This window comes from Isoptericola sp. NPDC019571, from assembly GCF_044389385.1.
Classification (GTDB): Bacteria; Actinomycetota; Actinomycetes; order Actinomycetales; family Cellulomonadaceae; genus Isoptericola; species Isoptericola nanjingensis.
The window spans coordinates 57,839-81,618 of the sequence record NZ_JBIRXZ010000008.1 but is presented as its reverse complement, the minus strand read 5'-3'; the positions used below and the strand labels follow the sequence as shown (position 1 = coordinate 81,618).

Here is a 23,780-nt window from a genome sequence, read left to right as displayed (position 1 = left end):
CGACGGGGGCCTTGCGGCAAGCCCCCCGCGCGGTTCCATGGTGAGAGCGGCGGGCAGGGCGCGCCCGTTCTCGGGTGTCGGCCGCGGAGCCTAGGCTTGGTCCACGATGACCTCCCTGTTCGACAGCCTGTCCCTGCCCGGTTTCGACCATGCCGCGAAGGACGACACGGCACGCCTGCCGTCCACCGCCCCGCGCTGGGACGACGACGCCGCCGACCCGGCGTCGGGCGCGCCCGCCTGGGTGCGCGACGCCGCGGCCGAGGCCCACGACGGCGCCCACGACGGCGGGTCGGGCGAGGGTCGGCCGCGCTCGCGCGGGGCGTTCTCGCACCTGGACCCGGAGGCCCTGCTGGAGGGGCTGAACCCGCAACAGCGGGCCGCCGTCGAGCACGCGGGCTCGCCCCTGCTCATCGTCGCGGGCGCCGGGTCGGGCAAGACGCGCGTGCTCACGCACCGCATCGCCTACCTGCTCGCCACCGGCCGGGCCCGGGCGGGGGAGATCCTCGCGATCACGTTCACCAACAAGGCCGCGGCGGAGATGCGCGAGCGCGTCGAGCACCTGGTGGGCCCGGCGGGCGGGCGGATGTGGGTCTCGACGTTCCACTCCGCGTGCGTCCGGATCCTCCGCAAGGAGGCCAAGACGCTCGGCCTGCGCTCCAGCTTCTCCATCTACGACGCGGCGGACAGCCAGCGCCTCATCACGCTGGTGACGCGCGAGCTCGACCTCGACGCGAAGAAGTACCCGGCGCGCTCGCTGGCGCACAAGATCAGCGACCTCAAGAACGAGCTGATCGACCCCGACGCGTACGCGCAGAGCTCGGGCGCCGACGCCACGGAGGAGGGCTGGCGCGAGCGCGCGGCCCGCGCGGCGTCGTCGGGCTCGCTGCCGGCGCAGGCACCGGAGTTCGACACCGTGCTGGCGGACGTCTACCGGCGCTACCAGCAGCGGCTGGCGCAGGCGAACGCGCTCGACTTCGACGACATCATCATGACGACGGTGAACCTGCTGCAGGCGTTCCCGAACGTCGCGGAGCACTACCGCCGCCGGTTCCGGCACATCCTGGTGGACGAGTACCAGGACACCAACCACGCGCAGTACATGCTGGTGCGCGAGCTGGCCGGCGCGACGGTGGACGGGCCCGGCGTCGACGGCCTGGACCCGGCCGAGCTCACCGTCGTCGGCGACGCCGACCAGTCGATCTACGCGTTCCGCGGCGCCACGATCCGCAACATCGTGGAGTTCGAGGAGGACTACCCGGACGCCACGACGATCATGCTGGAGCAGAACTACCGCTCCACCCAGACGATCCTCACGGCCGCGAACTCCGTCATCTCGCGCAACCCGGACCGCAAGCCCAAGCGGCTGTGGACCGACGCCGGCGCGGGGGAGAAGATCGTCGGCTACGTGGCCGACGACGAGCACGGCGAGGCGCGGTTCGTCGCCGAGGAGATCGACCGCCTCGGCGACAAGGACGGGGTGCGCCCCGGCGACGTCGCGGTGTTCTACCGCACCAACGCGCAGTCCCGCGCGCTGGAGGAGGTGCTGATCCGCGTCGGCCTGCCGTACAAGGTGGTGGGCGGCACCCGGTTCTACGAGCGCCGCGAGGTCAAGGACGCCGTCGCCTACCTGCGGGCGCTGGCGAACCCGGACGACGACGTGAACCTGCGCCGCGTGCTCAACGTGCCCAAGCGAGGGCTGGGGGACAAGGCGGAGTCGCTGGTGGCGTCGTTCGCCGACCGGGAGCGGATCTCGTTCGGGGCCGCGCTCGAGCGCGCCGACGAGATCGGCGGCATGACCTCCCGCACGTCCAAGCCGCTCACGGCGTTCCGCGACATGATGCGCGAGCTGCGCGCCCTCGTCGACGACGGTGAGCCGCCCGCCACGATCCTCAGCGCCGTCCTGGACCGCACGGGCTACCTCGCGGAGCTGCGCGCGTCCGACGACCCGCAGGACGCGTCGCGCGTGGAGAACCTCGCCGAGCTGCACGCCGTCGCGGCGGAGTTCAGCGAGCTGGACCCGGAGGGCGACCTGGCCGACTTCCTCGAGCGCGTGTCGCTCGTGGCGGACGCCGACCAGATCCCCGACGAGGACGTGGCCGACGGCGAGGCCGAGCAGGAGCCCAAGGAGGACCAGGGCGTCGTCACGCTCATGACCCTGCACACCGCCAAGGGCCTCGAGTTCCCCGTCGTCTTCCTCACCGGCATGGAGGACGGCACGTTCCCGCACATGCGGTCGCTGCACGACGACTCCGAGCTCGCCGAGGAGCGGCGGCTGGCGTACGTCGGGATCACCCGCGCCCGGCAGCGGCTGTACATCTCCCGGTCGGCGGTGCGCTCCGCGTGGGGGGCGCCCAACGAGTTCCCGCCCAGCCGGTTCCTCGAGGAGGTCCCCGACGAGCTGTGGGACTGGCGGCGGCGCGAGTCGTCCACCCAGTACCTGCGCCGCGGCGGGTCCGCGTGGGGCGGTCAGGCACGGGGAGGGTCGGCGCGCGGCGGGGCCCGCGCCGGCTCGTCGGGCGGCACCTGGTCGCCGCAGCGGACGTCGCCGTCCGAGGGCGTCGGGGGCCGGATCGGGCGCCCGAAGGACGCGGGCACGACGGCGGGCACGGGCGCGACCTTCGGATCGGCCACCCCGCGCAAGGACGCGGACGTGCCGTCGCTCGACGTCGGCGACAAGGTGACGCACGACGCGTACGGCCTCGGCACGGTCGTCTCGCTGGAGGGCAGCGGCCCGAACTCCGTCGCGCGGATCGACTTCGGCGCCGACGGCACCAAGCGGCTGCTGCTGCGGTACTCGCCGGTCACCAAGCTCTGACGGCCCTCGCGGGGTCGCCGCGCGGGCGGGGTGGTGCGCTGGCATCGTGACGGTGTGCTGCTCGACGCCAGGACGCTGCGCGGGCTCGCCGACGGGACGGTCTCGCACACCTACCGCCGGTGGTCCGTGGTGCGGGTGCGGCCGGGGTCGACGATGCGCACGCGCGTCGGCGTGGTCGAGGTGACGGCCGTCGACCCGGTGGGGCCGGAGGGCGTCGACGACGACGCCGCCCGCGGCGCCGGGTTCCGGTCGGGCGCGGCCGCGCGGGACTGGATCGAGCGCCGGGGCGAGGGCGAGCTGTACCGGGTGGGCCTGCGTCTGGCGGGCCCGGACCCGCGGGTCGCGCTGCGCGAGGACGACGATCTCGACGCCGCGGCCGTGGACGCGATCCGAGCCCGCCTCGCGCGGATGGACCGCGCCGCGCCCGAGCCGTGGACCCGCGCCTACCTGGAGCTGATCGCGGCGCGACCCGGCGTCGTCGCGCGCACCCTCGCCGAGGGCCTGGGCATGGAGCGCGACCCGTTCAAGATCCGCGTGCGCCGGCTCAAGGAGCTGGGCCTCACCGAGAGCCTCGAGGTCGGGTACCGCGTGTCGCCGCGCGGCCGCGCCTACCTGACCGCCACCGCCGAGCCGCGGGGCGCAGACCCGGTGCCGTGAGCGCTCGCGCGGGTCAGGCTGCGCGGGTCTCCTGCTCGGCGGCGGCGCGGAGGGTGGCGACGTCGCTGCCGGCGTCGTGGAGCGCGGACTCGAGGAGGCGGCCGCCGGGGCAGTCGGCACGTAGGACGCCGAGGAGCAGGTGGCGGTCGTCGATGCCCTTGTCGCCGAGGCGGATCGCCTCGCGCAGCGAGAGCTCGAGCGCCTTGCGGGCGTCGGCGGTGAACGGCCAGTGCTTGCGCCGTCGCGTGCTGCGCCGGGCGGCACGGTCGAGCGCTCCCGCGCCGAAGGTCTCGTCGGCGCGCCGGCTGACCGCGTCGAGATCGATCCCGACGGCCGAGAGGGCGTCGGCGTCGAGCACCTCGCCCCGTCGGACGGCGTCGCGGGCGAGCGCGGCGACGTCGTCGGGCCGGACGCCGCAGGCCTCCAGCGCGGCGGGCGCACGTCCTGCCCCTTCGGCGAGCGTGACCACCAGGTGCCGGGTGTCGATCGACTCGGAGCGCTCGCGCTCCGCGACCTCCACGGCGCCCTGCACCGCGGCGCGGGCGTCCTTCGTGAACCTCTCGAACATCAGATCCTCCTGCCGTGCTTCTTGTGGACCGCCTGCTTGCTCACGCCCAGCGCGTCCGCGACGTCCTGCCACGACCAGCCGAGCTGTCGCGCGCGCTCCACCTGGAGCGTCTCGAGCCGGTCCGCCAGGTCGCGCAGCGCGCGGACGGCGCGGAGCCCTTCCGTGGGGTCGTCGCCGGCGGCCGCGCCGACGAGCGTCTTCTCCGTCATGCCGTCAACTATGGTTGACGCCTCCCGCCTCTGTCAACCCTGGTTGACGCGCTCGGGCGGCGGCGTGTGGGATCGGTCACCTGCGGCGGGGGATTGCAGGGCCGCGGTTCCCGGCGTCGTGCGGGTCGGACTACCCTGTTCGGGGATGTCTTGATGTCGAGACATCCGTTCGTGCCGGCCTCTGCCGACCCAGGGGCACCACCGATGGAAGGACGCAGCAGGGTGGACCTGTTCGAATACCAGGCTCGCGACATCTTCGAGAAGCACGGCGTGCCCGTGCTCGGCGGCGTCGTCGCGACGACGCCCGAAGAGGCTCGCGCGGGTGCAGAGAAGCTCGGCGGCGGGACCGTCGTCGTCAAGGCCCAGGTGAAGACCGGTGGCCGTGGCAAGGCCGGCGGCGTCAAGCTCGCCCACTCCCCGGCGGAGGCCGAGGAGAAGGCCGGCGAGATCCTCGGGATGGACATCAAGGGCCACACGGTCCACCGCGTGATGATCGCGCAGGGTGCCAAGATCGCCGAGGAGTTCTACTTCTCCGTGCTGCTGGACCGCGCGAACCGCAACTACCTCGCCATGTGCTCCGTCGAGGGCGGCATGGAGATCGAGCAGCTCGCCGTCGAGCGGCCCGAGGCCCTCGCCCGCGTCGCCGTCGACCCGATCGTGGGTATCGACGCGGACAAGGCCCGCGAGATCGTCGACGCCGCGAACTTCGCCGAGGACCTCAAGGCCCCGGTCGCCGACGTCATCCAGAAGCTCTGGACGGTCTTCACGGCCGAGGACGCCACGCTCGTCGAGGTGAACCCGCTGGTCCGCACCGAGGACGGCTCGATCGTCGCCCTCGACGGCAAGGTCTCGCTCGACGACAACGCCTCCGAGGTGCGTCACCCGGACCACGAGGCGCTCGAGGACAAGGCCGCGGCGGACCCGCTGGAGGCCAAGGCCAAGGAGAACGGCCTCAACTACGTCAAGCTCGACGGCGAGGTCGGCATCATCGGCAACGGCGCGGGGCTCGTCATGAGCACCCTCGACGTCGTCGCCTACGCCGGCGAGGAGCACGGCGGCGTGAAGCCGGCGAACTTCCTCGACATCGGCGGCGGCGCCAACGCCCAGGTCATGGCCAACGGCCTCGACGTCATCCTCAACGACCCGCAGGTCAAGAGCGTGTTCGTCAACGTGTTCGGCGGCATCACCGCCTGCGACGAGGTCGCCAAGGGCATCGTCGGCGCGCTGGAGATCCTCGGCGACGAGGCCACCAAGCCGCTGGTCGTGCGCCTCGACGGCAACAACGTGGACCTCGGCCGCGCCATCCTGCGCGAGGCGAACCACCCGCTGGTCACCCTGGCCGAGACCATGGACGGCGGCGCGGCCAAGGCCGCCGAGCTCGCCCACCTCTGAGCGCCCCGCCGACGTCGAAAGCAGAGATTCGAGAACAATGTCGATCTACCTGAACAAGGACAGCAAGATCATCGTCCAGGGCATCACCGGCGGGATGGGTGCCAAGCACACCGCCCTGATGCTCGACTCCGGCGCGCAGATCGTGGGCGGCGTGAACGCCCGCAAGGCCGGCACCACCGTGACCCACAAGGACCACGAGGGCAACGACGTCACGCTGCCCGTCTTCGGCACCGTCAAGGAGGCCATGGCGGAGACCGGCGCGAACGTGTCGGTCCTGTTCGTGCCCCCGGCGTTCACGAAGGACGCGGCCATCGAGGCCGTCGACGCCGAGATGCCGCTGATCGTCGTCATCACCGAGGGCGTCCCGGTGCAGGACTCGGCCGAGGTCTTCGCCTACCTCCAGGGCAAGAAGACCCGCATGATCGGCCCGAACTGCCCCGGCATCATCACGCCGGGCGAGTCGCTGGCCGGCATCACGCCGCACACCATCACGGGCAAGGGCCCGATCGGCCTCGTGTCGAAGTCGGGCACCCTGACCTACCAGATGATGTACGAGCTGAAGGACCTCGGGTTCTCGACCGCCATCGGCATCGGCGGCGACCCGGTCATCGGCACCACGCACATCGACGCGCTCGAGGCCTTCGAGAACGACCCGGAGACCCACGCGATCGTCATGATCGGCGAGATCGGCGGCGACGCCGAGGAGCGTGCGGCCGCGTACATCAAGGAGCACGTGACGAAGCCGGTCGTCGGCTACGTCGCCGGCTTCACCGCCCCCGAGGGCAAGACCATGGGCCACGCCGGCGCCATCGTCTCCGGCTCGGCGGGCACCGCGCAGGCCAAGAAGGAGGCCCTCGAGGCCGTGGGCGTGAAGGTTGGCAAGACGCCGTCCGAGACCGCCGAGCTCATGCGCGAGATCCTCAAGTCGCTCTGACCTGAGGGCGCTCCGGCGCCGCGCACGACACACAGACGGCGCCCGTCCCCCCACCGGGGCGGGCGCCGTCTGTGTGTCTGCCGGGTTCTGCCCGGCGCGCGGGTGACGATGGGCCGGTGAGCGCACCACCCGGCACCCGACCCCGCACCGCCAGGACCGTCGACGGCGACGGCCCCGCGCGGCGCCTCGGCCGCGGGGGCGAGCGCTTCGCCGCGGCCACCTCGGGCGCGTGGGCCACCGTGCAGGGCGTCGTGCTGTCCGGAGCGGTCGTCGTGCTGCTCGCGGTCGTCGGGGTGCTCGGCGGGTCGCCGGACTCCGCCTGGACCGGGGCGGTCGGCGTCGCCACGGGGCTGTGGCTGATGGGGCACGGCGTGCCGATCGACGCGGGCGGCGGCGTGATCACGCTCGTGCCGCTCGGCATCGGCGCCCTCGCCGTGTTCACGACCTACGTGTCCGTCAAGCGCTCTGCGCTGCCCATGCCGTCCGCCTGGGTCGCGGCGACCGTGACCTACGCGGCGGCGACCGTCGCCCTCGCCGCCGCGACCGCCGGCGTGGCGGGTGGCGAGGGGCTCGCGGCCGCCGCCCCCCGGCTCGGCCTCGCGGCGCTCGGCGGCGCCGTCGTGGGCGGGGCGGGCGCCGCGCTCGGCATCTTCGTCCCGCCGGACCGGCCCGAGGTCGTCGTCCCCGGCGGTCTGCTCGACCGCGCGGTGCCCGACGTCGCGCGGCTCGGCCTGCGGGCGGGCACGGTCGCGCTCGCCGCGCTGACCGGGCTGGGGGCCGCGCTCACCCTCGTGTGGGTCGTGGCGGGGCGGGCGACGTCGGAGGACGTGGTGACCGGCCTCGACCCGGGCTGGATCGGCGGCATCGTGTTCGCCGTCGCGCAGCTCGCGCTGCTGCCCAACCTGGTGCTGTGGGCGACGTCGTGGCTGGCCGGGCCGGGGTTCGCCGTCGGGCAGGACACCGTGTTCGCCCCGGGCGGGACCGAGGCGGGCCCGCTGCCGGCCGTGCCCCTGCTCGGCGCGCTGCCCGGCCCCGACTGGTCCGGCCCGACGGCCGCGGTCGCCGGCCCGCTCGCCGTCGTGGCCTGCGGCGCGCTCGCGGGCTGGTTCGCGTGGCGGCGGCTCGACCCCGAGCGGGTCCGCTGGGCCGACCTGGCCCAGGTGCTCGCGGGCGTGGTGCTGCTCGCGGGCGTCACGACCGGGCTGCTGCAGCACTGGGCCGGGGGAGCGGTCGGTGCCGGACGCCTGGCGCACGTGGGCGCGGACCCCCTGCTCACCGGCGCGATGGTGGCCGTCGAGGTCGGCGTCGGGGCGGCGGTCGTGCTGGCGTGCGCGCACCTGCAGGTCGGTGCGCGGCTGCGGCGGGAGTAGGCCGCGGCCTCCTTCCGGGCGCGACGGACGGCGGGGACGCGCGGGTAGGGTGACGTCGTGCAGACCCCGTCCGGCCACCCCGTCGCGTCCACGTCCGCCCAGGGCACGGCCCAGGCCAGGCTCGTGGTCCTGGCCTCCGGCGGCGGCTCCAACCTCGCGGCGCTGCTCGCCGCCCACGACGACCCGGCCTACGGCGCCCGCGTCGTCGGCGTCGTCTCCGACAAGCCCGGTGCCGGGGCGCTCGACCTGGCCCGCGACGCAGGCGTGGCGTCCGTCGTCGTCGCCCCGCAGGACTTCGAGGACCGCCCCGCGTGGAACGTCGGCGTGGCCGAGGCCGTCGCCGTCTTCCGGCCCGACTACGTGGTGCTCGCCGGGTTCATGCGGATCCTCGCGCCCTCGTTCGTCGAGCGCTTCGCGGGGCGGATCGTCAACACCCACCCCGCGCTGCTGCCGTCGTTCCCCGGCGCGCACGGCGTGCGGGACGCCCTCGCCTACGGCGTGAAGGTCACCGGCTGCACCGTGCACGTCGTCGACGCCGGCGTCGACACCGGGCCGATCCTGGCGCAGGCCGTCGTCCCCGTGCTCGACGGCGACGACGAGTCCGCCCTGCACGAGCGGATCAAGGTCGCGGAGCGTGCGCTGCTCGTCGAGACCGTCGGTCGCGTCGCCCGCGAGGGGCTGCGCGTCGACGGGCGCCGCGCGCTCGTCGGCTGACGACGGCCGTCGACCGCGGGGACGTCAGACGGTCGGCTCGCGGGCGGTCTCGCCGCTGACGTCGTCGCGCGGGCCGAAGGCGCTCAGCACCTGGTAGACCTCCCGGGCGACGCCGGGCTCGTCGCGCGCCTCCTGGTGGCTCCGGTCGGCCCAGCGGCTCAGCAGCTCGGCGACCTCGAGCGCCATCTGGTCGGCCTGCTCCTTCGTGAGCAGCATGGTCAGGAGCATGAACTGCCGCTTGGCGTCGTCGTCGTCGCCGTCGTGGTGCGCGAAGACGTCGGCGGTCCACTGCAGCGCGGGGCGGACGATCGCCTCCCCGGCGCCGGGGGAGTCCGACTTCACGCGGTAGCTCTGCGCCACGTTGGTCCAGACCCGGTCGCGCTTGTCGCGCGCGTGCTCGGGCGCCTCGACGATCATCCCGGCCTTGGCGAGCACGCGGAGGTGGAAGCTCACCGAGTTGGCGGGCTGCCCGATCGCCTCGGCGAGGTCGGCGGCGCGGGCGTGCTCGAGCACCGAGAGCTGCATGAGGATCCGCTGCCGCACGGGGTGGGCGAGAGCGCGGAGCGCCTCCGGCTCGGTGATCTCCATCGTCTCCTGCACGTGCGCGAGCCTAGCAAGATCCCGCAGGATTCAGTGCGCAATGACTATTGCGCAATAGATGTTGCGGGATTACGGTCGTGCCCATGACGCAGACCACGGCGGCCGCGGAGCCGCTTCCCTCGAGTGAGACGCCCCACGTCGGAACGGCGGCCGGCGCCGCCGAGGGTCCGGCGCCGCTGCGCCGCAACCGCCCGTACGTCCTGCTGATGTCCGGCCTCACGACCCAGTCGCTCGGCGGCAGCGTCGCCCGGTTCGCCGTGCCGCTGCTCGCGCTCGGGCTCACCGGCTCGGCGGCTGCCGCGGGCACGATCGCCGCGGTGGGCCAGGCCGGTGCGCTCCTCGCCACGCTGCCGGCGGGGGTCGTCGCGGACCGGACGGACCGTCGTCGGCTGGTCGTCGCCGCTGCCTCGGTGGCGGCCGTGCTGTGGGCGTCCGCGGTCGTCGCCGCGGCCCTCGGCGGCCTGACGGCGTGGCACCTCGCGGCGGTCCTGTGCGGGTCCGCCGTCGCGGCGGCCTTCCTCGACCCGGCGATCAGCGGCGCGTTCCGGGCGGTGGTGCCGACCGCACAGCTGCCGACCGCCTACGCGACGGCCCAGGGCCGCGACGCCGTCGCGGGGATCGCCGGCGGCCCGGTCGGCGGCCTGCTCTACGGCGTCGCGGCGGCGCTGCCGCTGGTGGGCGCGGTGGTCGGGCACGCCGCGACGGCCCTGTGCGCGTGGTTCGTGCGCGCCCCGCTGAACGACGACGTGACCGAGGCGCGTGCGACCCGGCCGCTCGCCGCGCTGCGCGAGGGGCTGAGGTACGTCTGGGCGGTGCCGCTGTTCCGGGCGAGCCTCGGCCTGTTCGTCGCGGTGAACGTCGCCGTCAACGGGATGCTCGTCGGGATCAACCTCGAGCTCGCGCGCACGGGCACGCCCCCGGTCCTCATCGGCGTCGTCGGCACCGTGGCCGCCGGCTCGATGCTGCTGGGCGCTCTCGCGGCCCCGGCCCTGGTCGCGCGGCTGCGCCTCGGCGTCCTCACGGTGCTGGCGCTCGTCCCGGTCGTGCTCGCCTTCGTGGGCATGGCCCTGCTCCAGACCTACGTCGCGTACGTGGTGCTGGTCGGGATCGGGATGCTCCTGGTCCCCGCGGTGAACTCGGCCATGGCGGGCTACACGGCCGCGATCACCCCCGACCGGATGCAGGGTCGCCTCGCGTCCGTGCTCGGGCTCAGCGGGGTGGCGGCGATGCCGCTCGCCCCGCTGGTCGGCGGCACCCTGCTCGAGGCCGGTGGCATCGGCGTCGTGCTGTGGACGCTGGTGGCGCTGCTCGCCGCGACCGTCGTCGGGCTGGCCCTGGTGCGGTCGCTGTGGCGGGTCGGCACCCCCGACACCTGGGCCGACGACGTCCTCCCGATGCCCGCCGAGTGACCTCGAGGGCCGTCAGGGCCACGTGGGTACCGGTACCCGCGTGGCTCTGACGGGTCGGGGTCAGACGGCGGACCAGCCGCCGTCCGACGCGAGGATCGCGCCGTTGAGGTTCACCGCGTCGGTGGACAGCAGGAACGTGATCGACGCGGCGAGGTGCTCCGCCGTCGCGATGCCGGGGATGTTGCCCATGTAGCGGCCCAGCCGCGCGCCGCCGAACTCGGCCTGCGCGGGCACCTGGATGCCGGTGGCGACGCCGCCGGGCGCGACGGCGTTCACCTGCACGCCCGTGCCGGCGTACATCACGGCGGAGGACCTGGTGAGCCCGACGACGGCGTGCTTGGACGCCGTGTACGCGGCGCCCGCGGCGGACCCGCGCAGGCCGGCCTCCGAGGCGACGTTGACGATGCGGCCGCGGCCCGCGGCGAGCATCCCGGGCAGGACGGCGCGCATGAGGCGCATCGTGCCGTCGACGTTCACGCGCATCACGCGCTCCCAGGTCGCGTCGGTGAGCTCGTGCACGGCGCCCATGTCGTCCATGATCCCGGCGACGTTGGCGAGTGCGTCGACGCGCTCGCCGGCGGCGCGCACGATCTCCTCGACCGACTCGGCCGACGTGATGTCGCCCGCGACGGTGACGACCTCGGCGCCAGGCACGACGCCGGCCAGGGACGCCGCGAGCTCGTCCAGCTTCTCCTTCGCCAGGTCGACGGCGACGACGCGGCCGCCCTCGCGCGCCACGCGGGACGCGACGGCGCGGCCGATGCCCGAGGCCGCTCCCGTGACGACGACGGTCTGGCCGGCGAAGCGACCCGGCGTGACCTGCTCGGCCCAGGGCGCGGGGGCGGCGGAGCCGCCGTCCGCGCGGTCGGCGCCGGTGTCGTCGGGCGCCTGCTCGCGGTACGCGGCGACGAGGCCGTCGACCATCTCGGCGGGGAACTGCCCGTTCGACAGCGCCACGAGCTGCTCGAGCGGCAGGTTGCGCGCCGGGGCGAGCGCCTCGGCCGACGCGCCGGCCTGCTCGAGGACGGCGCCGAGGATGCGGCCTCCGACGGGGTGGTCGAGCCACTCGCCGACGGTCGAGGATGCGGACAGGGCCATGGTGCTCTCCTTGCTGGCTGGTCCCTCACGGGCTCTCGTACTAACCGGACAACACTGTCCGGTTGGTAGTCTATTCCGGTGCCCACCGCCCGGAGCAACCCGCGCCCGTCCACCCGGAGCAACCCCGGCCCCGCGGCGGCGGCCCGCAACCGCGCGGCGCTCCTGGAGGCGGCGCACGCCGTCTTCGCCGAGTCCGGCACGGCCGCACCGCTCAGCTCGGTCGCGCGACGCGCCGGCGTCGGGCAGGGCAGCCTCTACCGGCACTTCCCGGACCGCGTCTCCCTCGTGGCCGCCGTCGTCGAGGAGAACGTGGACGCGCTGGAGGCGGCGTCGGCCGCCGGCGCCGCGCTGCCGGAGCTCCTCGGCCTCGTGACGCGGCACGCCATCGAGTCCGTCGGGGTGGTCGACCTGCTGGTCGAGGACCGGCCGGGGCGCATGCTCGAGCTGCGCGACCGTGTCGCCGCCGTGCTCGCCGCGCACCGCGACGCGGCGCTCGCGGCCGGCCAGGTGCCCGCCGGCACCTCCGTCGAGGACCTCATGCTCGGCGTCGAGCTCGTGGCCGGCGCCCTCACCCGACGCCCCGCGGCGGACCGGGCGGACACCGCGGCCCGGGCCTGGCGCCTGCTCGGCATGGACGTCGCTCTGCCGTGACCGCGCTCCGTGACCGCTGCAGTGACCGGTCCCGACGACGTTCGGTAGACTCGCCGCGGCCGTGACTGGCGAGGGTGGGTCACCACCGGGGAGCGGCCGACACGTCCCGCCATGCGCGCCGCCCGCCTGGGTGCGAGGGTCTTTCCGCGAGAGAACCCGCCCGAGGAGAACACACTCATGTCCGGAGCACACTCCGCCGCCCACGTCACCGCCCCCGACGTCCAGCTCGCCGACGACGCCCAGCGTCCCGTGCGCCGCGCGCTGCTCAGCGTCTACGACAAGACCGGCCTGACCGAGCTCGCCACCGCCCTGCACGCCGCGGGCGTGGAGCTCGTCTCCACCGGCTCCACCGCCACGACGATCGCCGACGCCGGCGTCCCCGTCACGCGCGTCGAGGAGCTCACCGGCTTCCCCGAGTGCCTCGAGGGCCGCGTCAAGACGCTGCACCCGCGCGTGCACGCCGGGATCCTGGCCGACACCCGCAAGGCCGACCACCTCGCCCAGCTCGCCGACCTCGGCATCGAGACGTTCGAGCTCGTCGTCGTGAACCTGTACCCGTTCGCGGCGACCGTCGCGTCCGGCGCCGGCCCGGACGAGGTCGTCGAGCAGATCGACATCGGCGGGCCGTCGATGGTCCGCGCCGCGGCGAAGAACCACCCGAGCGTCGCCGTCGTCGTCGACCCGGCGCGCTACGACGACGTCGTCTCCGCGGTCCAGGGCGGCGGCTTCACCTTCGCGCAGCGCAAGCGCCTCGCGGCCGCCGCGTTCGCGCACACCGCGCAGTACGACGTCGCCGTGGCCTCCTGGTTCGCCAGCGTCTACGCGCCCGACGAGACCGCCCTCGAGTCGCACATGCCCGACGTCGCCGGCGCGGCGTTCGAGCGCGCCGCGGTGCTCCGCTACGGCGAGAACCCGCACCAGAAGGCCGCGCTGTACACGCGGACCGACGGCGGCACCGGCCTCGCCCAGGCGACCCAGCTGCACGGCAAGGCCATGAGCTACAACAACTACGTGGACGCCGACGCCGCCTGGCGCGCCGCGCACGACCACGAGGGCCCCGCGGTGGCGGTCATCAAGCACGCCAACCCGTGCGGCATCGCCGTCGGCGACGACATCGCGCAGGCCCACGCCCGCGCGCACGCCACCGACCCGGTGTCGGCGTACGGCGGCGTCATCGCGGCCAACCGGGTCATCACGAAGGCCGCGGCCGAGGGGATCGCGCCGATCTTCACCGAGGTCGTCGTCGCACCGGGATTCGAGCCCGAGGCGCTCGAGATCCTGCAGAAGAAGAAGAACGTGCGCCTGCTCGTCGTCGACACCCCGCCGCACGCCGTCGCCGAGAACCGTCCGATCTCCGGCGGCATGCTCGTCCAGGAGGTCGACCGGTTCCAGGCCGAGGGCGACGACCCCGCGTCGTGGACCCTCGCCGCCGGCGAGGCCGCCGACGAGGCCACGCTCGCCGACCTCGCGTTCGCGTGGAAGGCCGTCCGCGCCGCCAAGTCCAACGCGATCCTCCTCGCCGCCGACGGTGCCGCCGTCGGCATCGGCATGGGCCAGGTCAACCGCGTCGACTCCTGCCGCCTGTCCGTCGAGCGCGCGAACACGCTCGCCGAGGGGGCGGAGCGGGCGCGCGGCGCGGTCGCCGCGTCCGACGCGTTCTTCCCCTTCGCCGACGGCCTGCAGGTGCTGCTCGACGCCGGCGTCCGCGCCGTCGTGCAGCCCGGAGGGTCCATCCGCGACGCCGAGGTGATCGAGGCCGCTCAGGCCGCCGGCGTGACGATGTACCTCACCGGGACGCGCCACTTCGCGCACTGACCCCGCGAGATAGAGAACCCCGGACCGGGGGGTAGAGAGGGGGGGGGGGGGGGGGGCCCCCGGGGGGGCCCCCCCCCCCCCCCCCTCTCTACCCCCCGGTCCGGGGTTCTCTATCTCGCGGCGTCCTTCAGCTTGATGGCGGGGTCGGTGGCGCGGGCCAGGTCCAGTCGCAGCGGCTCGCCGCGGCTCATGAGGCGCCGGACGCCGCCGACGTCGCGGGGCGAGTCGACGAGCAGGACGGCCCGGACGGTCGCGACACCGTCGGGCGCGTCGTCGGGCCCCCTGCTCTCCGCCGGGTCCAGGTAGAGCGCCGCCCAGGGGCCCTCGCCGGGGGTGCCGCGCAGCACCACGGGGGAGGCGTCGGGCCCGGCGGTGGTCGGCAGGCCCAGCAGCGCCAGGTCGTGCCCGAGCTGCTGCGAGAAGACGTACGGCGCGTGCCCGGTGCCGGCCGCCTCGACGCCGAGCATGGCGCGCACGGTGGGGTCGGGGTCGTGCAGCGCGGCCGACCAGTGCCCGCCCGGCACCGTGCCGAACACGGGGTGCGCGCGCGACGCGACGTCGCCGACCGCCCAGACGCGGGGATGGCCGGGGACGCGGCCGTCGCCGTCCACGAGGAGCGCGCCGCGCCCGTCCAGGGGCAGCGTGCCCTCCAGCCAGCCCGACGCCGGCCGCGCGCCCACGGCGGTGAGCACGAGGTCCGCCGGAACGTGATCGCCGCCGGCGAGGACCACGCCGGAGCCCTCCACGGCCGTCACCGCGGCGCCCGTGCGCAGGCGCACCCCGGCGGCCCCGTACCAGCCCGCGAGGAGCGCCCCGACGTCGCGGCCCAGCTGGCGCGACAACGGGGCGTCCGCCGCCTCGAGCACCGTGACGTCCGCCCCGGCGCCCGCGGCGACCCCCGCGACCTCGGCGCCGATCCAGCCCGCGCCCACGATCACCAGGCGCAGCCCGTCGTCGGCGCGCAGGGCCGCCCGCAGGCGGTCGGCGTCGGCGGCCGTGTGCAGCAGCGACGACGCGGAGAACCCCGGCGGGACGACCGGGACGGAGCCCACCGCGAGCACGACGGCGTCGGCCGCGACCTCGCCCCGTGCGGTCGTGACGACCACGCCGTCCGGCCGCGAGGCCAGCGACAGGGCGGGCTCGGCGAGCCGCACGTCGTCGGCCAGCGCCTCGACGTCGACGCCGAGGTCCGCGCTCAGCCACACCGGCTCGGGCCGCGTCAGCAGCTCCTTGGAGAGCGGCGGGCGGTCGTACGGGGGCACGCCCTCCGCGCCGAGCAGCGTGATCCGCCCGCCGAAGCCGTGCGCCCGCAGCGCGGCGACGGTCTGCGCGCCGGCGAGGCCGGCGCCCACCACGACGACGGACCGGAGGGGCGGACGGGGAGAGACGTCGGAGGTCGGCTCGGGCACGGTCCTCACCGTAGCTCTCGGCGAGACCCCGTGGGCGTGGAGGTCCGACGCTCGCCGCGGTCGCGCGACGGTAGGCTCGGCTGCCGTGGATCCCCGTGCGCTGCCCGACCCTCCGCGTGACCCCGGAGGGGCCGAGCCCGCGCCCGCGTGGCACACGGTCGGGGCGAAGGGCGAGGAGCCGGCGCGCCCTCTGCCCGGTCCTGAGCGCGCCATCGTCACCGTGCTCGCCGGCATCGTGCTCGCCGTCGTGCTCGGCGTGCTGGTCGGGGCCCGCGTCGGCACCGGCACCATCGCGCTGACCCTCGCCGTCGCGGGCACGTGGCGGGCCACGTCGGCCACCGGGCCGGTCGGGCTGGTCGTGCGGAGCCGGGGCTTCGACGTCTTCCTGTGCTGGGGTGGCGCCGTCGTCATCGGCGTGCTGGCCCTGACCGCCCCCGGCCTGGGCTGAGCGCCCGCGATCAGCCCGCCGAGCCCGCGAGGCTCGCGGTGAGCGGCTCTTCGGAGGTGACCGCGCAGGTGACGCTGCGCCAGCCGTCCCCCCACTCGCTGAACTCGGGGACCACCGTCCACACCTCGAGCGGCGGACCGGCGTACTCGCCGCCGACGAACTCGGCCCACGCCTCCGCGCAGGAGGCGCGCCCCGCCGCCCAGATCGTGGCGTCGTTCTCGGCGACCTCGACGCCGATGCGGTGCTCGGCGAACACCTGACCGGTGTGCGGCTCGTCGCAGAACTCGACCAGAGGCACCACGAGGTCGCCCCACCTGGTCAACCGGGTGGCGTCGAAGCACGCGGGGGACAGGGCGATGCTCAGGTGACGGGGGCCGCCGTCCGCGGGCGCGCGGGTGTCGGTCGGGGGCGGCGCGGGCGCGGGGTCGCCCGCGGCCGGCGCGGCCGCGCACACGAGGTGGGGCCAGAAGTCCCAGCCGTCCTTCGCCGTGAACCAGCGTGCGTAGGGCACCTCCAGCGGGCTCCGCCCCAGGTCCTCGAGGGCACCGTCGCAGACCTCCGACGCGATCTGGCCGCCGACCTCGTCGCCCGGCCAGGCGGGACCGGAGGGCCCGGCGTAGAACACGGTGGACGCGGTGTCGTCCCCGCACGGGACGAGCGGCACGATCCCGTGGAGCTCTGCCTGCGCGAAGCAGTCGCCGGGGGCGAGCATCCGCCACGGCTTCGCGTCCGCGAACGTCACGTCCCCGGTGAGGCCGGCCGGTGCGGCCCCCTTCGCCGGGGGCAGCGTCAACGGGTCCGCCGACGACGTCGACGATGACGACGCCGATGACGACGTCGATGACGACGGCGGGCCGGCCAGAGCGGTGAGGAGCGGGCGCACGTCGTCCACCAGTCCGACGGCGGCGACGAGGACCACCACGCTCACCGCGCGGGCCAGGAGACCGACGACGACGGCCACGATCCCCGCCGTGCGCACCCGGCGGGTCTGCGTCGCGGCGGCGGCGACGTCGCCGGCGCCGAGGGCGCGCGACGCGCGGACGGAGGCGAGCACGGCGCCGATCGCCAGCGGCCAGAAGCAGACCATGGCCACGACCGCCCAGCCGGTGCCGGTCCGCGCGGGGGCGGACGCCGTCGTCGGCTCAGCCACGGGGGCTCCCGGGCGGCGCGGTGGTACCGAGTCCTGGCCAGCCCAGGTCGAGAAGGACCGTCACCATCAGCCCGATCAGTGCGGCCGAGAGCACCACGCTCACGACGGCGCTGACGACGACGGCCGCGATCCCGAACCGTCGCGCGGCCCGGGCGTGCGTCGTCGCGGCGGCGAGGTCCCCGGAGCCGATCGCCCGGGCCGCCCGCTGGGCTCCGAGGAGCGCCGGGACGCCGAGCGGCCAGCACAGGATCGCGGCGGCCACGGCCCAGCCGGTGGCGTGGTGCACGTCGCGCCCGGGAGGGACGGACGACGGCGGTACGGACGGGGTCAACGGCGACTCCGATCGGGGAACGGGCACCGAGCCATCGGTGGCCGCAGCGATCAGCGGCGCGCCATTTGTACCAGAGGTCCGACTTCGCGCTCTCCGCCCCGCGGGTGAAATCCTGCGCGGACGCCACGAGGGCCGGCACCCTGCGGGTACCGGCCCTCGTGCGTCGGTGCGTCAGGCGCGCGGTGCGTCAGGCGCGCGGCGCGTCGCCCTTCGGCTCGTCGGTGCCGGGCTTGGCGTCGTCGACGTCCTGCCCGTCCCACTCGCCCTCGTTCTCGTCGACCTCCGACGCCGTCGGAAGGGCGCCGTCGTCGACGACGTCGTGCTCGGGGGCGGTCCGCTCCTCGACCGTCACGGCCGTGTACTCGACCTCGGTCAGCGCGAGGGCGGGCACCGGCTGGAACGCCCGGGCGAACAGGGCGGCGAGTGCCGCTCCCACCAGCGGGGCGACGACGAACACCCACAGCTGGCCCCACGTCCAGCCTCCGCCGAACACCGCCGAGGCGAACGACCGCGCCGGGTTGAGCGAGGCGTTGGTGACCGGCCAGGCGACGATGATCAGCGCGCCGAGGGACAGGCCGATGACCACCGGGGCGAACGTGACCGACGTGCGCTTGCTGGTCACGCCGAGGATGATCCCCACGAAGACGGCGGTGACGATCACCTCGACGAGGATCGCGGCCCACATCGTGAACTCGACGGGGGCGCCGCCCTGCTGCGCCGCCGCGGCGGTGAGCGTGGCGGCGGGCGCGTGCGATCCGAAGCCGTTGGCCGTGCCCTGGAAGAGCTCGGCCTTGCTCGTCGCCTGAGCGAACGGGAGCACCGACTCCGGGATGATCGAGAACATCACGGCCGCGGCCGCGGTGCCGCCCACGAGCTGGGCGGCCCAGTACGGCACCAGGTCGCGCCACGCGGAACGGCCGGCGAGCGTCAGGCCGAAGGTCACGGCGGGGTTGAAGTGGCCGCCGGAGACGCCGCCGACCGCGGCGATGGCGCCCATGACGAGGATCCCGCCCGCGAGCGCGACGGTGATGATCTGACCGTTGTTGAACAGGTTGAAAGTGGCGGTGCCGACGATGCCGAGCACCAGCACGAACGTGCCGAAGGCCTCGGCGGCGAGCCGGGCGAACAGGCCGTGCTGCGGGGCTCCTGCCGCCGTGTCGACGTCGGCCGGAGCCGTACCGCCCTCGGCGGCGATGTCCTGGGACATGAGGGTCCTTCTCTGCTCGGGAGACGGGCGTCTCGGTGTGCCCCCCGCGGTGGGAGGGCCGGTCGTGCGTGACCGGCCTCACGGCCGGCTGCGCGGGCATGCTTCCACCGTGGTCTGAACGGTTGCTGAGCGCGGGCCGACGGTGGCGCTCCTGGCACGTTACCGCGCGTCGTCCCAGGTCGCGCTCCACCACGACGGTCGGCGCGCCGGGCGGCGGCGACGTCGAGGGCCGGGCCGGGGTGGCGGTCGACCCCGGCGCCCGGCTGCGTCAGAGTAGGGGCATGACCACACCAGTGAACGTCACCGTCACCGGGGCGGCGGGCCAGATCGGGTACGCGCTGCTCTTCCGGATCGCGTCGGGCGCGATGCTCGGCCCCGACACGCCCGTGCGGCTGCGGCTGCTGGAGATCCCGCAGGCGGTGAAGGCCGCGGAGGGGACCGCGATGGAGCTCGACGACTGCGCCTTCCCGCTGCTGGCCGGCATCGACATCCACGACGACCCCACGGCGGGCTTCGCGGGCACGAACGTCGCCCTGCTGGTGGGCGCCCGGCCGCGCGGCCCGGGCATGGAGCGGGCGGACCTGCTCGAGGCGAACGGCGGCATCTTCGGCCCGCAGGGCCGGGCCATCAACGCGGGCGCGGCCGACGACGTGCGGGTCCTGGTCGTGGGCAACCCGGCCAACACGAACGCGCTGATCGCGGCGTCGAACGCGCCCGACGTGCCGAAGGACCGCTTCACGGCGATGACGCGCCTCGACCACAACCGCGCGCTCTCCCAGCTCGCGAAGCGGGCGGACGTGCCGGTCTCGCAGGTGCGCCGCGTGACGATCTGGGGCAACCACTCCGCGAGCCAGTACCCGGACGTGTTCCGGGCGGACGTCGCGGGCACGCCGGGCGCCCGGTACGCGGACGAGGACAAGCTCTGGCTCGCGGACGACTTCATCCCGACGGTGGCCAAGCGCGGCGCCGCGATCATCGACGCGCGCGGGGCGTCGTCGGCGGCGTCCGCGGCGAACGCGGCGATCGACCACGTCCACGACTGGGTGCAGGGCACGCCCGAGGACGACTGGACCAGCGCGGGCCTGTGGTCGACCGGGCAGTACGGGGTGCCGGAGGGCCTCGTCTCGTCGTTCCCGGTGACGTCGTCGGGCGGTGCGTGGGAGGTCGTCGAGGGCCTCGAGATCGACGACTTCTCCCGCGAGCGGATCGCGGCCAGCGTGCAGGAGCTCTCCGAGGAGCGGGACGCCGTGCGCGCCCTCGGGCTGATCTGACGGAAATTCTGCGGCGGAGCGTCGGGGGCGCCGCATAGGCTTCTCGGGCCATGATCGACGCCCCTGCCGCGCGCGCGGAACACACCTCCACCACGACCACGCCGACGGACCCGTCCCGCCGCCTCGACTGGCGGAGGCTGCGCGGGCCCGTCGCCGCGGTCGCGATGGTCGCGCTCACCCTCGGAGCGGTGGGTGCCGCGCTCGGCACCGTCGTCGCGGGCCGCCTCGCGGAGGACCCGACGGGGGCGCTGCTGACGCTGCTCGCGCTCTGCGTGGTCGGCGCCGCCCTGTTCGACACGGCCGGGCAGGTCGTGTGGGCGGGCGTCGTCGACCGCGCCGAGGGGCGGCTGCGCGGCGACCTGCTCACCGCGGCGCTGCACCAGCCGCTCGGCACGCTCACCGAGCAGGCCGTGGGCGAGGTGCTCGACCGGGTCGACGACGACACGCACGCCGTCGGAACGCTCGTGCGCCGCCAGCTGTGGGGCGCGGGCCGCACGGTGGTCGGCGTCGTGCCGATGTACGTGGTCGCCGGCGTCACCTGGTGGCCGGCGTGGATCCTGTTCCCGCTGCTGGGCGCGCTCGCGGGCGTCCTCGTGCGCCCGATGCTGGGCGAGATCGCCCGCCGCAAGGTGATCGAGGAGGCGGCCTGGACCGACCACGCGGCCGCGTTCGAGGAGTCGGTGGCCGCCCGCGACGACCTGCGCACCAGCCTCGGCCAGCCGTTCGCCATCCGCCGCCTGGCGCAGCGCTCGGCGGACGTGCACCGCAAGTTCCGCGACGTGGTCGTCGTCGAGTCGAAGATGCTGCGCCGGGCCGGCCTGGTGCTCGCCGCGTTGCTCGCCGGCGTCGCCGTGGCCGGGGCCGCGCTGGCGTCGGGCGGCACGCTCGCCGTCCAGGACCTCGTGACGCTGTTCCTGGTCACGTCGATGTTCGTGGGCCAGGTGGACAACCTCATCCACCACCTGCCGGACATCCAGGAAGGGCTGGGCGCCATCACGCGCATCCGGCAGATGCTGTCGGTCGAGCCGGAGCCGAGCGGCGGGCGCGACCTGCCCGAGGGCCCGGTGGGCATCGAGCTGCGCGACCTGCACTTCTCGTACGCCGAGGGCACCTTCGCGCTGCAGGGCGTGAACCTCCGCGTCCCCGCGGGGCAGACGGTGGCGCTCGTCGGGCGCACCGGCTCCGGGAAGTCGACGCTCGCGTCGCTGCTGTCGCGCGCCGTCGAGCCGGAGCCAGGCACGGTGTTCCTCGGCGGCGTCGACGTGCGCGACCTCGACCTGCAGAAGCTGCGCGCCGCGGTGGGCGTCGTCACGCAGCGCACCGAGATCCTCGCCGGCACGCTCGCCGAGAACGTCGCGCTGTTCGCCGACGTCCCGCGCGAGGACGTCGAGGCGGCCGTGCGCGAGCTGCGCCTGGAGGCCTGGGTGTCGGGCCTGCCCGACGGGCTCGACACGCTGCTCGGTCCGGGCGGCACGTCGCTGTCCGCGGGGGAGGAGCAGCTCGTCGCGTTCGCGCGCCTGCTGGTGCGCGACGTCCAGGTGGTGGTGCTCGACGAGGCGACGGCGCGCATGGACCCGCTCACCGAGGCCCGCGTGGTCGCGGCGTCCGAGCGGCTGCTCGCCGGCCGCACGGGCGTGCTGGTCGCCCACCGGCTGACGACCATCGAGCGGGCGGACCTGCTCGCCGCGCTCGACCACGGCCGGGTCGTGCAGCAGGGCCCCCGGGCGAGGCTCGCCCGCGAGGACGGCCCGTACCGCGACCTGCTCCTGGCGAGCGACGCCGCGGACGCACCCGTCGCGAGCGCCGGTGCCGCCGAGGAGGTCGCGTCGGGGCTCACCGGTCACCGGTCGACGCCGTCGAGCGCGCCGTCGGGCACGGCGCCGAGCACGGTGGAGTCCGCGCAGGCGGCGTCCCACGACGTGGGCGGCAAGCGCCGCCGCGGCGCGGCGCCGGACCTCGCCGACCCGGGCGAGGGCCCGAGCCTGGCGCGCGGCGTCCTGCACGCGCTGTTCGTGCGCCCCGCGTGGGGCGCGGTCGGCGCGGCGCTCTTCCTCGTGGCGAGCCTCGTCTCCGCGCAGGGTGCCCTCACCGGGTTCCTCTGGGGGCGGGCGGTCGAGGGGCTCGACGCCGGCTTCCCCACCGCGCTCATGGTCGCGTTCGCGGTGCTCCTCGTCGTCGCGCCGCTGGCGCTCGCGTGGGCGCTGTACGTCTACCCGCGGTGGTGGGTGGAGGTGCTGCTGCGCGTCCGGATGGCGGTGATGGTGGGGCAGACGCGCCAGGAGCGGCTGCGCGCCACCCCGCCCGGCGAGGTCGTGGCCCGCGCCATGGACTCCGACCGGTTCGTGCGCTACTCGGACCGCTGGGTCGACTTCGTCAACGGCCTGGTCATCGCCGGCGTGACGGCGCTGCTCAGCGGGTCGTGGCTGGCCGGCGGCGTGCTGCTGGCCGTCATGGTGGTCTCGGCGGCCGCGTCGGCGGTCGGTCGGCCGATCGCGGGCCGCTCGGCCACCCGGTCGTCCGCCGCTCGCGCCCGGTTCGGCCGGGCCCTCGTCTCCGCGCTCGACTCCGCGCGCACGGTGAAGCTCGCCGCGCGGACCCCGCAGGTGCACGCGCACCTGCGCGAGGTGGACGGCGGCCGTGTCCGGGCCGCGATCTTCGAGCACCGGATCCAGGCCGCCCTCGACGGCGTGCCGATGATCATGGTGCAGCTCGGCGTCGTGGCGGCCTGGGCGGGCCTGCTCACCGGCACGTGGGGGCTGGCGACCGCGCTGCTCGTCGCGAACGCCGTGAACGGGTTCGGTTGGTTCGGCGTCGTGGCGGGGGCGGTCGTGACGGAGGCGCCCGGCACCCGGTCGTGGCAGCGGGCCACCGGCCGGTTCGCCGCGGGGGCCGACCTCATGGACCTGCCCGCGGGCGTCGACCTGCTCACCGGCGACGCGCCCCGACCGGCCGCGGGCCCGCGCGAGGCGCTGGAGCGGCTGCGCCTCGAGGGCGTGACCGCCGTGCACGACGACGGCACCATCGGGGTGTCGGGGGTGGACCTGGAGGTGCGGCGCGGCGAGCTCGTGCTGCTGCTCGGCCAGGTCGGCTCGGGCAAGTCGAGCCTGCTGTCCGCGCTGAGCGGCCTCATGGAGCACACGGGTCGGATCCGCTGGAACGAGCGGGACGTCGAGGACGCGCAGGCGTTCCTGCGCCCGGGGCAGGTCGCGCACGTCGCGCAGGTGCCGCGCGTGCTGTCCGGCACGTTCAGCGAGAACGTGCGCCTGGACCACGAGCGCGACGTCGACGGCCCGGTCGCCTCCGCGCGCCTGGGGCAGGACGTGGACGAGGCTGGTGGTCCGGACGCGCTGGTCGGCCACCGCGGGGTGCGGCTGTCCGGCGGCCAGGTGCAGCGGCTCGCGCTCGCCCGCGCGCTGGCGACGGACGCCGAGCTGCTGCTGGCCGACGACGTCTCCAGCGCGCTGGACGCCACCACGGAGATCGAGCTGTGGGCGTCGCTGCGCGAGCGCGGCACCACCGTCGTCGGCGCGACGTCCAAACGCGCGGCCCTGTCGCGTGCCGACCGCGTCGTCGTCCTCGCCGACGGCGAGATCGCCGAGGTCGGGCCGTGGCGCGAGCTCGCGCCGCGCTGGGGGCACCTGGCGGGCTGAGCGTCGTTCCGTCGTGGGCGTTCGTGCGGCGCTATTCCCCTGGGAATGGCGCCACACGGGCGCCCACAGGTGTCGGCGGACC

General features: G+C 75.3%; 20 protein-coding genes. 12 read left to right on the top strand and 8 right to left on the bottom strand.

Features of this window, described 5'->3' with window-relative positions; all coding sequences use genetic code 11:
* Positions 1-106: 106 nt before the first annotated feature.
* Entirely contained in the window at positions 107-2,815 is a 2,709-nt protein-coding gene (locus ACH443_RS14730) for a UvrD-helicase domain-containing protein (protein ID WP_430590731.1), read from the top strand.
* Positions 2,816-2,869: 54 nt separating this feature from the next.
* Positions 2,870-3,472 carry a hypothetical protein gene (locus tag ACH443_RS14725; protein WP_430590730.1) on the top strand — a complete coding sequence of 201 codons (603 nt, stop codon included), beginning with the start codon at positions 2,870-2,872 and terminating at the stop codon, positions 3,470-3,472.
* 13 nt (positions 3,473-3,485) lie between these two features.
* Here ACH443_RS14725 and ACH443_RS14720 read toward each other — a convergent pair whose 3' ends face one another.
* Together ACH443_RS14720 and ACH443_RS14715 are read right to left on the bottom strand one after the other, a co-directional pair.
* The gene (locus ACH443_RS14720) at positions 3,486-4,040 is read right to left on the bottom strand and encodes a Clp protease N-terminal domain-containing protein (RefSeq protein WP_429766175.1); all 555 of its coding nucleotides are present in this window, start codon (positions 4,038-4,040) and stop codon (positions 3,486-3,488) included.
* A complete protein-coding gene (locus ACH443_RS14715) occupies positions 4,040-4,249 on the bottom strand; it encodes an RNA polymerase subunit sigma-70 (protein ID WP_429727962.1) in 210 nt (69 codons plus the stop codon). Before ACH443_RS14715 ends, ACH443_RS14720 begins: the two co-directional genes overlap by 1 nt.
* A gap of 222 nt (positions 4,250-4,471) precedes the next feature.
* Between ACH443_RS14715 and sucC the strand changes: the two genes are divergently transcribed.
* The 4 genes from sucC to purN all read left to right on the top strand — a co-directional run bounded on the left by sucC (position 4,472) and on the right by purN (position 8,659).
* Positions 4,472-5,641 (top strand): ADP-forming succinate--CoA ligase subunit beta, encoded by a 1,170-nt coding sequence (gene sucC / locus ACH443_RS14710; RefSeq protein ID WP_429766177.1) that lies wholly within the window; start codon positions 4,472-4,474, stop codon positions 5,639-5,641.
* 37 nt (positions 5,642-5,678) lie between these two features.
* Positions 5,679-6,575, top strand: coding sequence for a succinate--CoA ligase subunit alpha (gene sucD / locus ACH443_RS14705; protein ID WP_430590729.1), 897 nt, complete (start codon positions 5,679-5,681; stop codon positions 6,573-6,575).
* 116 nt (positions 6,576-6,691) lie between these two features.
* Positions 6,692-7,945, top strand: coding sequence for a DUF6350 family protein (locus ACH443_RS14700; RefSeq protein WP_430590728.1), 1,254 nt, complete (start codon positions 6,692-6,694; stop codon positions 7,943-7,945).
* 57 nt (positions 7,946-8,002) lie between these two features.
* Complete coding sequence (gene purN / locus ACH443_RS14695; protein ID WP_430557849.1) at positions 8,003-8,659, top strand: phosphoribosylglycinamide formyltransferase; 657 nt, start codon at positions 8,003-8,005, stop codon at positions 8,657-8,659.
* A 24-nt stretch (positions 8,660-8,683) separates the two neighbouring features.
* On the opposite strand, the gene ACH443_RS14690 is transcribed toward purN, so the two are convergent.
* Positions 8,684-9,259: an ArsR/SmtB family transcription factor gene (locus ACH443_RS14690; protein ID WP_429766184.1), complete on the bottom strand. Its 576-nt coding sequence runs from the start codon at positions 9,257-9,259 to the stop codon at positions 8,684-8,686.
* Between the two features lie 83 nt (positions 9,260-9,342).
* Here ACH443_RS14690 and ACH443_RS14685 point away from each other — a divergent pair, with 83 nt between their 5' ends.
* Complete coding sequence (locus tag ACH443_RS14685; protein WP_430590727.1) at positions 9,343-10,668, top strand: MFS transporter; 1,326 nt, start codon at positions 9,343-9,345, stop codon at positions 10,666-10,668.
* Positions 10,669-10,728: 60 nt separating this feature from the next.
* On the opposite strand, the gene ACH443_RS14680 is transcribed toward ACH443_RS14685, so the two are convergent.
* On the bottom strand, positions 10,729-11,766 hold the full coding sequence (locus ACH443_RS14680; protein WP_429766188.1) for an SDR family NAD(P)-dependent oxidoreductase: 1,038 nt from the start codon (positions 11,764-11,766) through the stop codon (positions 10,729-10,731).
* A 78-nt stretch (positions 11,767-11,844) separates the two neighbouring features.
* Between ACH443_RS14680 and ACH443_RS14675 the strand changes: the two genes are divergently transcribed.
* Together ACH443_RS14675 and purH are read left to right on the top strand one after the other, a co-directional pair.
* Positions 11,845-12,417 carry a helix-turn-helix domain-containing protein gene (locus ACH443_RS14675; protein ID WP_430590726.1) on the top strand — a complete coding sequence of 191 codons (573 nt, stop codon included), beginning with the start codon at positions 11,845-11,847 and terminating at the stop codon, positions 12,415-12,417.
* 177 nt (positions 12,418-12,594) lie between these two features.
* Positions 12,595-14,232, top strand: a complete 1,638-nt coding sequence (purH, locus tag ACH443_RS14670) for a bifunctional phosphoribosylaminoimidazolecarboxamide formyltransferase/IMP cyclohydrolase (protein WP_430590725.1) — start codon at positions 12,595-12,597, stop codon at positions 14,230-14,232.
* 110 nt (positions 14,233-14,342) lie between these two features.
* On the opposite strand, the gene ACH443_RS14665 is transcribed toward purH, so the two are convergent.
* Entirely contained in the window at positions 14,343-15,641 is a 1,299-nt protein-coding gene (locus ACH443_RS14665; protein WP_430590724.1) for an NAD(P)/FAD-dependent oxidoreductase, read from the bottom strand.
* Between the two features lie 85 nt (positions 15,642-15,726).
* Between ACH443_RS14665 and ACH443_RS14660 the strand changes: the two genes are divergently transcribed.
* Entirely contained in the window at positions 15,727-16,089 is a 363-nt protein-coding gene (locus ACH443_RS14660) for a DUF3017 domain-containing protein (protein WP_429766195.1), read from the top strand.
* Positions 16,090-16,099: 10 nt separating this feature from the next.
* Here ACH443_RS14660 and ACH443_RS14655 read toward each other — a convergent pair whose 3' ends face one another.
* From ACH443_RS14655 to ACH443_RS14645, 3 genes are all read right to left on the bottom strand, one after another.
* Positions 16,100-17,239: a CD225/dispanin family protein gene (locus ACH443_RS14655; protein ID WP_430590723.1), complete on the bottom strand. Its 1,140-nt coding sequence runs from the start codon at positions 17,237-17,239 to the stop codon at positions 16,100-16,102.
* Positions 17,232-17,570 carry a CD225/dispanin family protein gene (locus ACH443_RS14650; protein WP_430590722.1) on the bottom strand — a complete coding sequence of 113 codons (339 nt, stop codon included), beginning with the start codon at positions 17,568-17,570 and terminating at the stop codon, positions 17,232-17,234. The genes ACH443_RS14655 and ACH443_RS14650 overlap by 8 nt, the downstream gene beginning before the upstream one ends.
* A 187-nt stretch (positions 17,571-17,757) precedes the next feature.
* Positions 17,758-18,777: an MIP/aquaporin family protein gene (locus ACH443_RS14645; protein ID WP_429766201.1), complete on the bottom strand. Its 1,020-nt coding sequence runs from the start codon at positions 18,775-18,777 to the stop codon at positions 17,758-17,760.
* Between the two features lie 281 nt (positions 18,778-19,058).
* On the opposite strand from ACH443_RS14645, the gene ACH443_RS14640 reads away from it, so the two are divergent.
* Both ACH443_RS14640 and ACH443_RS14635 read left to right on the top strand, forming a co-directional pair.
* Positions 19,059-20,048, top strand: a complete 990-nt coding sequence (locus ACH443_RS14640) for a malate dehydrogenase (protein WP_430590721.1) — start codon at positions 19,059-19,061, stop codon at positions 20,046-20,048.
* Between the two features lie 50 nt (positions 20,049-20,098).
* Positions 20,099-23,698, top strand: a complete 3,600-nt coding sequence (locus ACH443_RS14635) for an ATP-binding cassette domain-containing protein (protein ID WP_430590720.1) — start codon at positions 20,099-20,101, stop codon at positions 23,696-23,698.
* The last annotated feature ends 82 nt before the right edge of the window (positions 23,699-23,780 follow it).

Excerpts from the sequence above, each read along its gene's own strand:
- ACH443_RS14715 (WP_429727962.1), bottom strand. The coding sequence starts at position 4,249 with ATGACGGAGAAGACGCTCGTCGGCGCGGCCGCCGGCGACGACCCCACG.
- ACH443_RS14635 (WP_430590720.1), top strand. The coding sequence starts at position 20,099 with ATGATCGACGCCCCTGCCGCGCGCGCGGAACACACCTCCACCACGACC.
- ACH443_RS14730 (WP_430590731.1), top strand. The coding sequence starts at position 107 with ATGACCTCCCTGTTCGACAGCCTGTCCCTGCCCGGTTTCGACCATGCC.
- ACH443_RS14720 (WP_429766175.1), bottom strand. The coding sequence starts at position 4,040 with ATGTTCGAGAGGTTCACGAAGGACGCCCGCGCCGCGGTGCAGGGCGCC.
- ACH443_RS14640 (WP_430590721.1), top strand. The coding sequence starts at position 19,059 with ATGACCACACCAGTGAACGTCACCGTCACCGGGGCGGCGGGCCAGATC.
- ACH443_RS14645 (WP_429766201.1), bottom strand. The coding sequence starts at position 18,777 with ATGTCCCAGGACATCGCCGCCGAGGGCGGTACGGCTCCGGCCGACGTC.
- ACH443_RS14685 (WP_430590727.1), top strand. The coding sequence starts at position 9,343 with ATGACGCAGACCACGGCGGCCGCGGAGCCGCTTCCCTCGAGTGAGACG.
- ACH443_RS14680 (WP_429766188.1), bottom strand. The coding sequence starts at position 11,766 with ATGGCCCTGTCCGCATCCTCGACCGTCGGCGAGTGGCTCGACCACCCC.
- sucD (WP_430590729.1), top strand. The coding sequence starts at position 5,679 with ATGTCGATCTACCTGAACAAGGACAGCAAGATCATCGTCCAGGGCATC.
- purH (WP_430590725.1), top strand. The coding sequence starts at position 12,595 with ATGTCCGGAGCACACTCCGCCGCCCACGTCACCGCCCCCGACGTCCAG.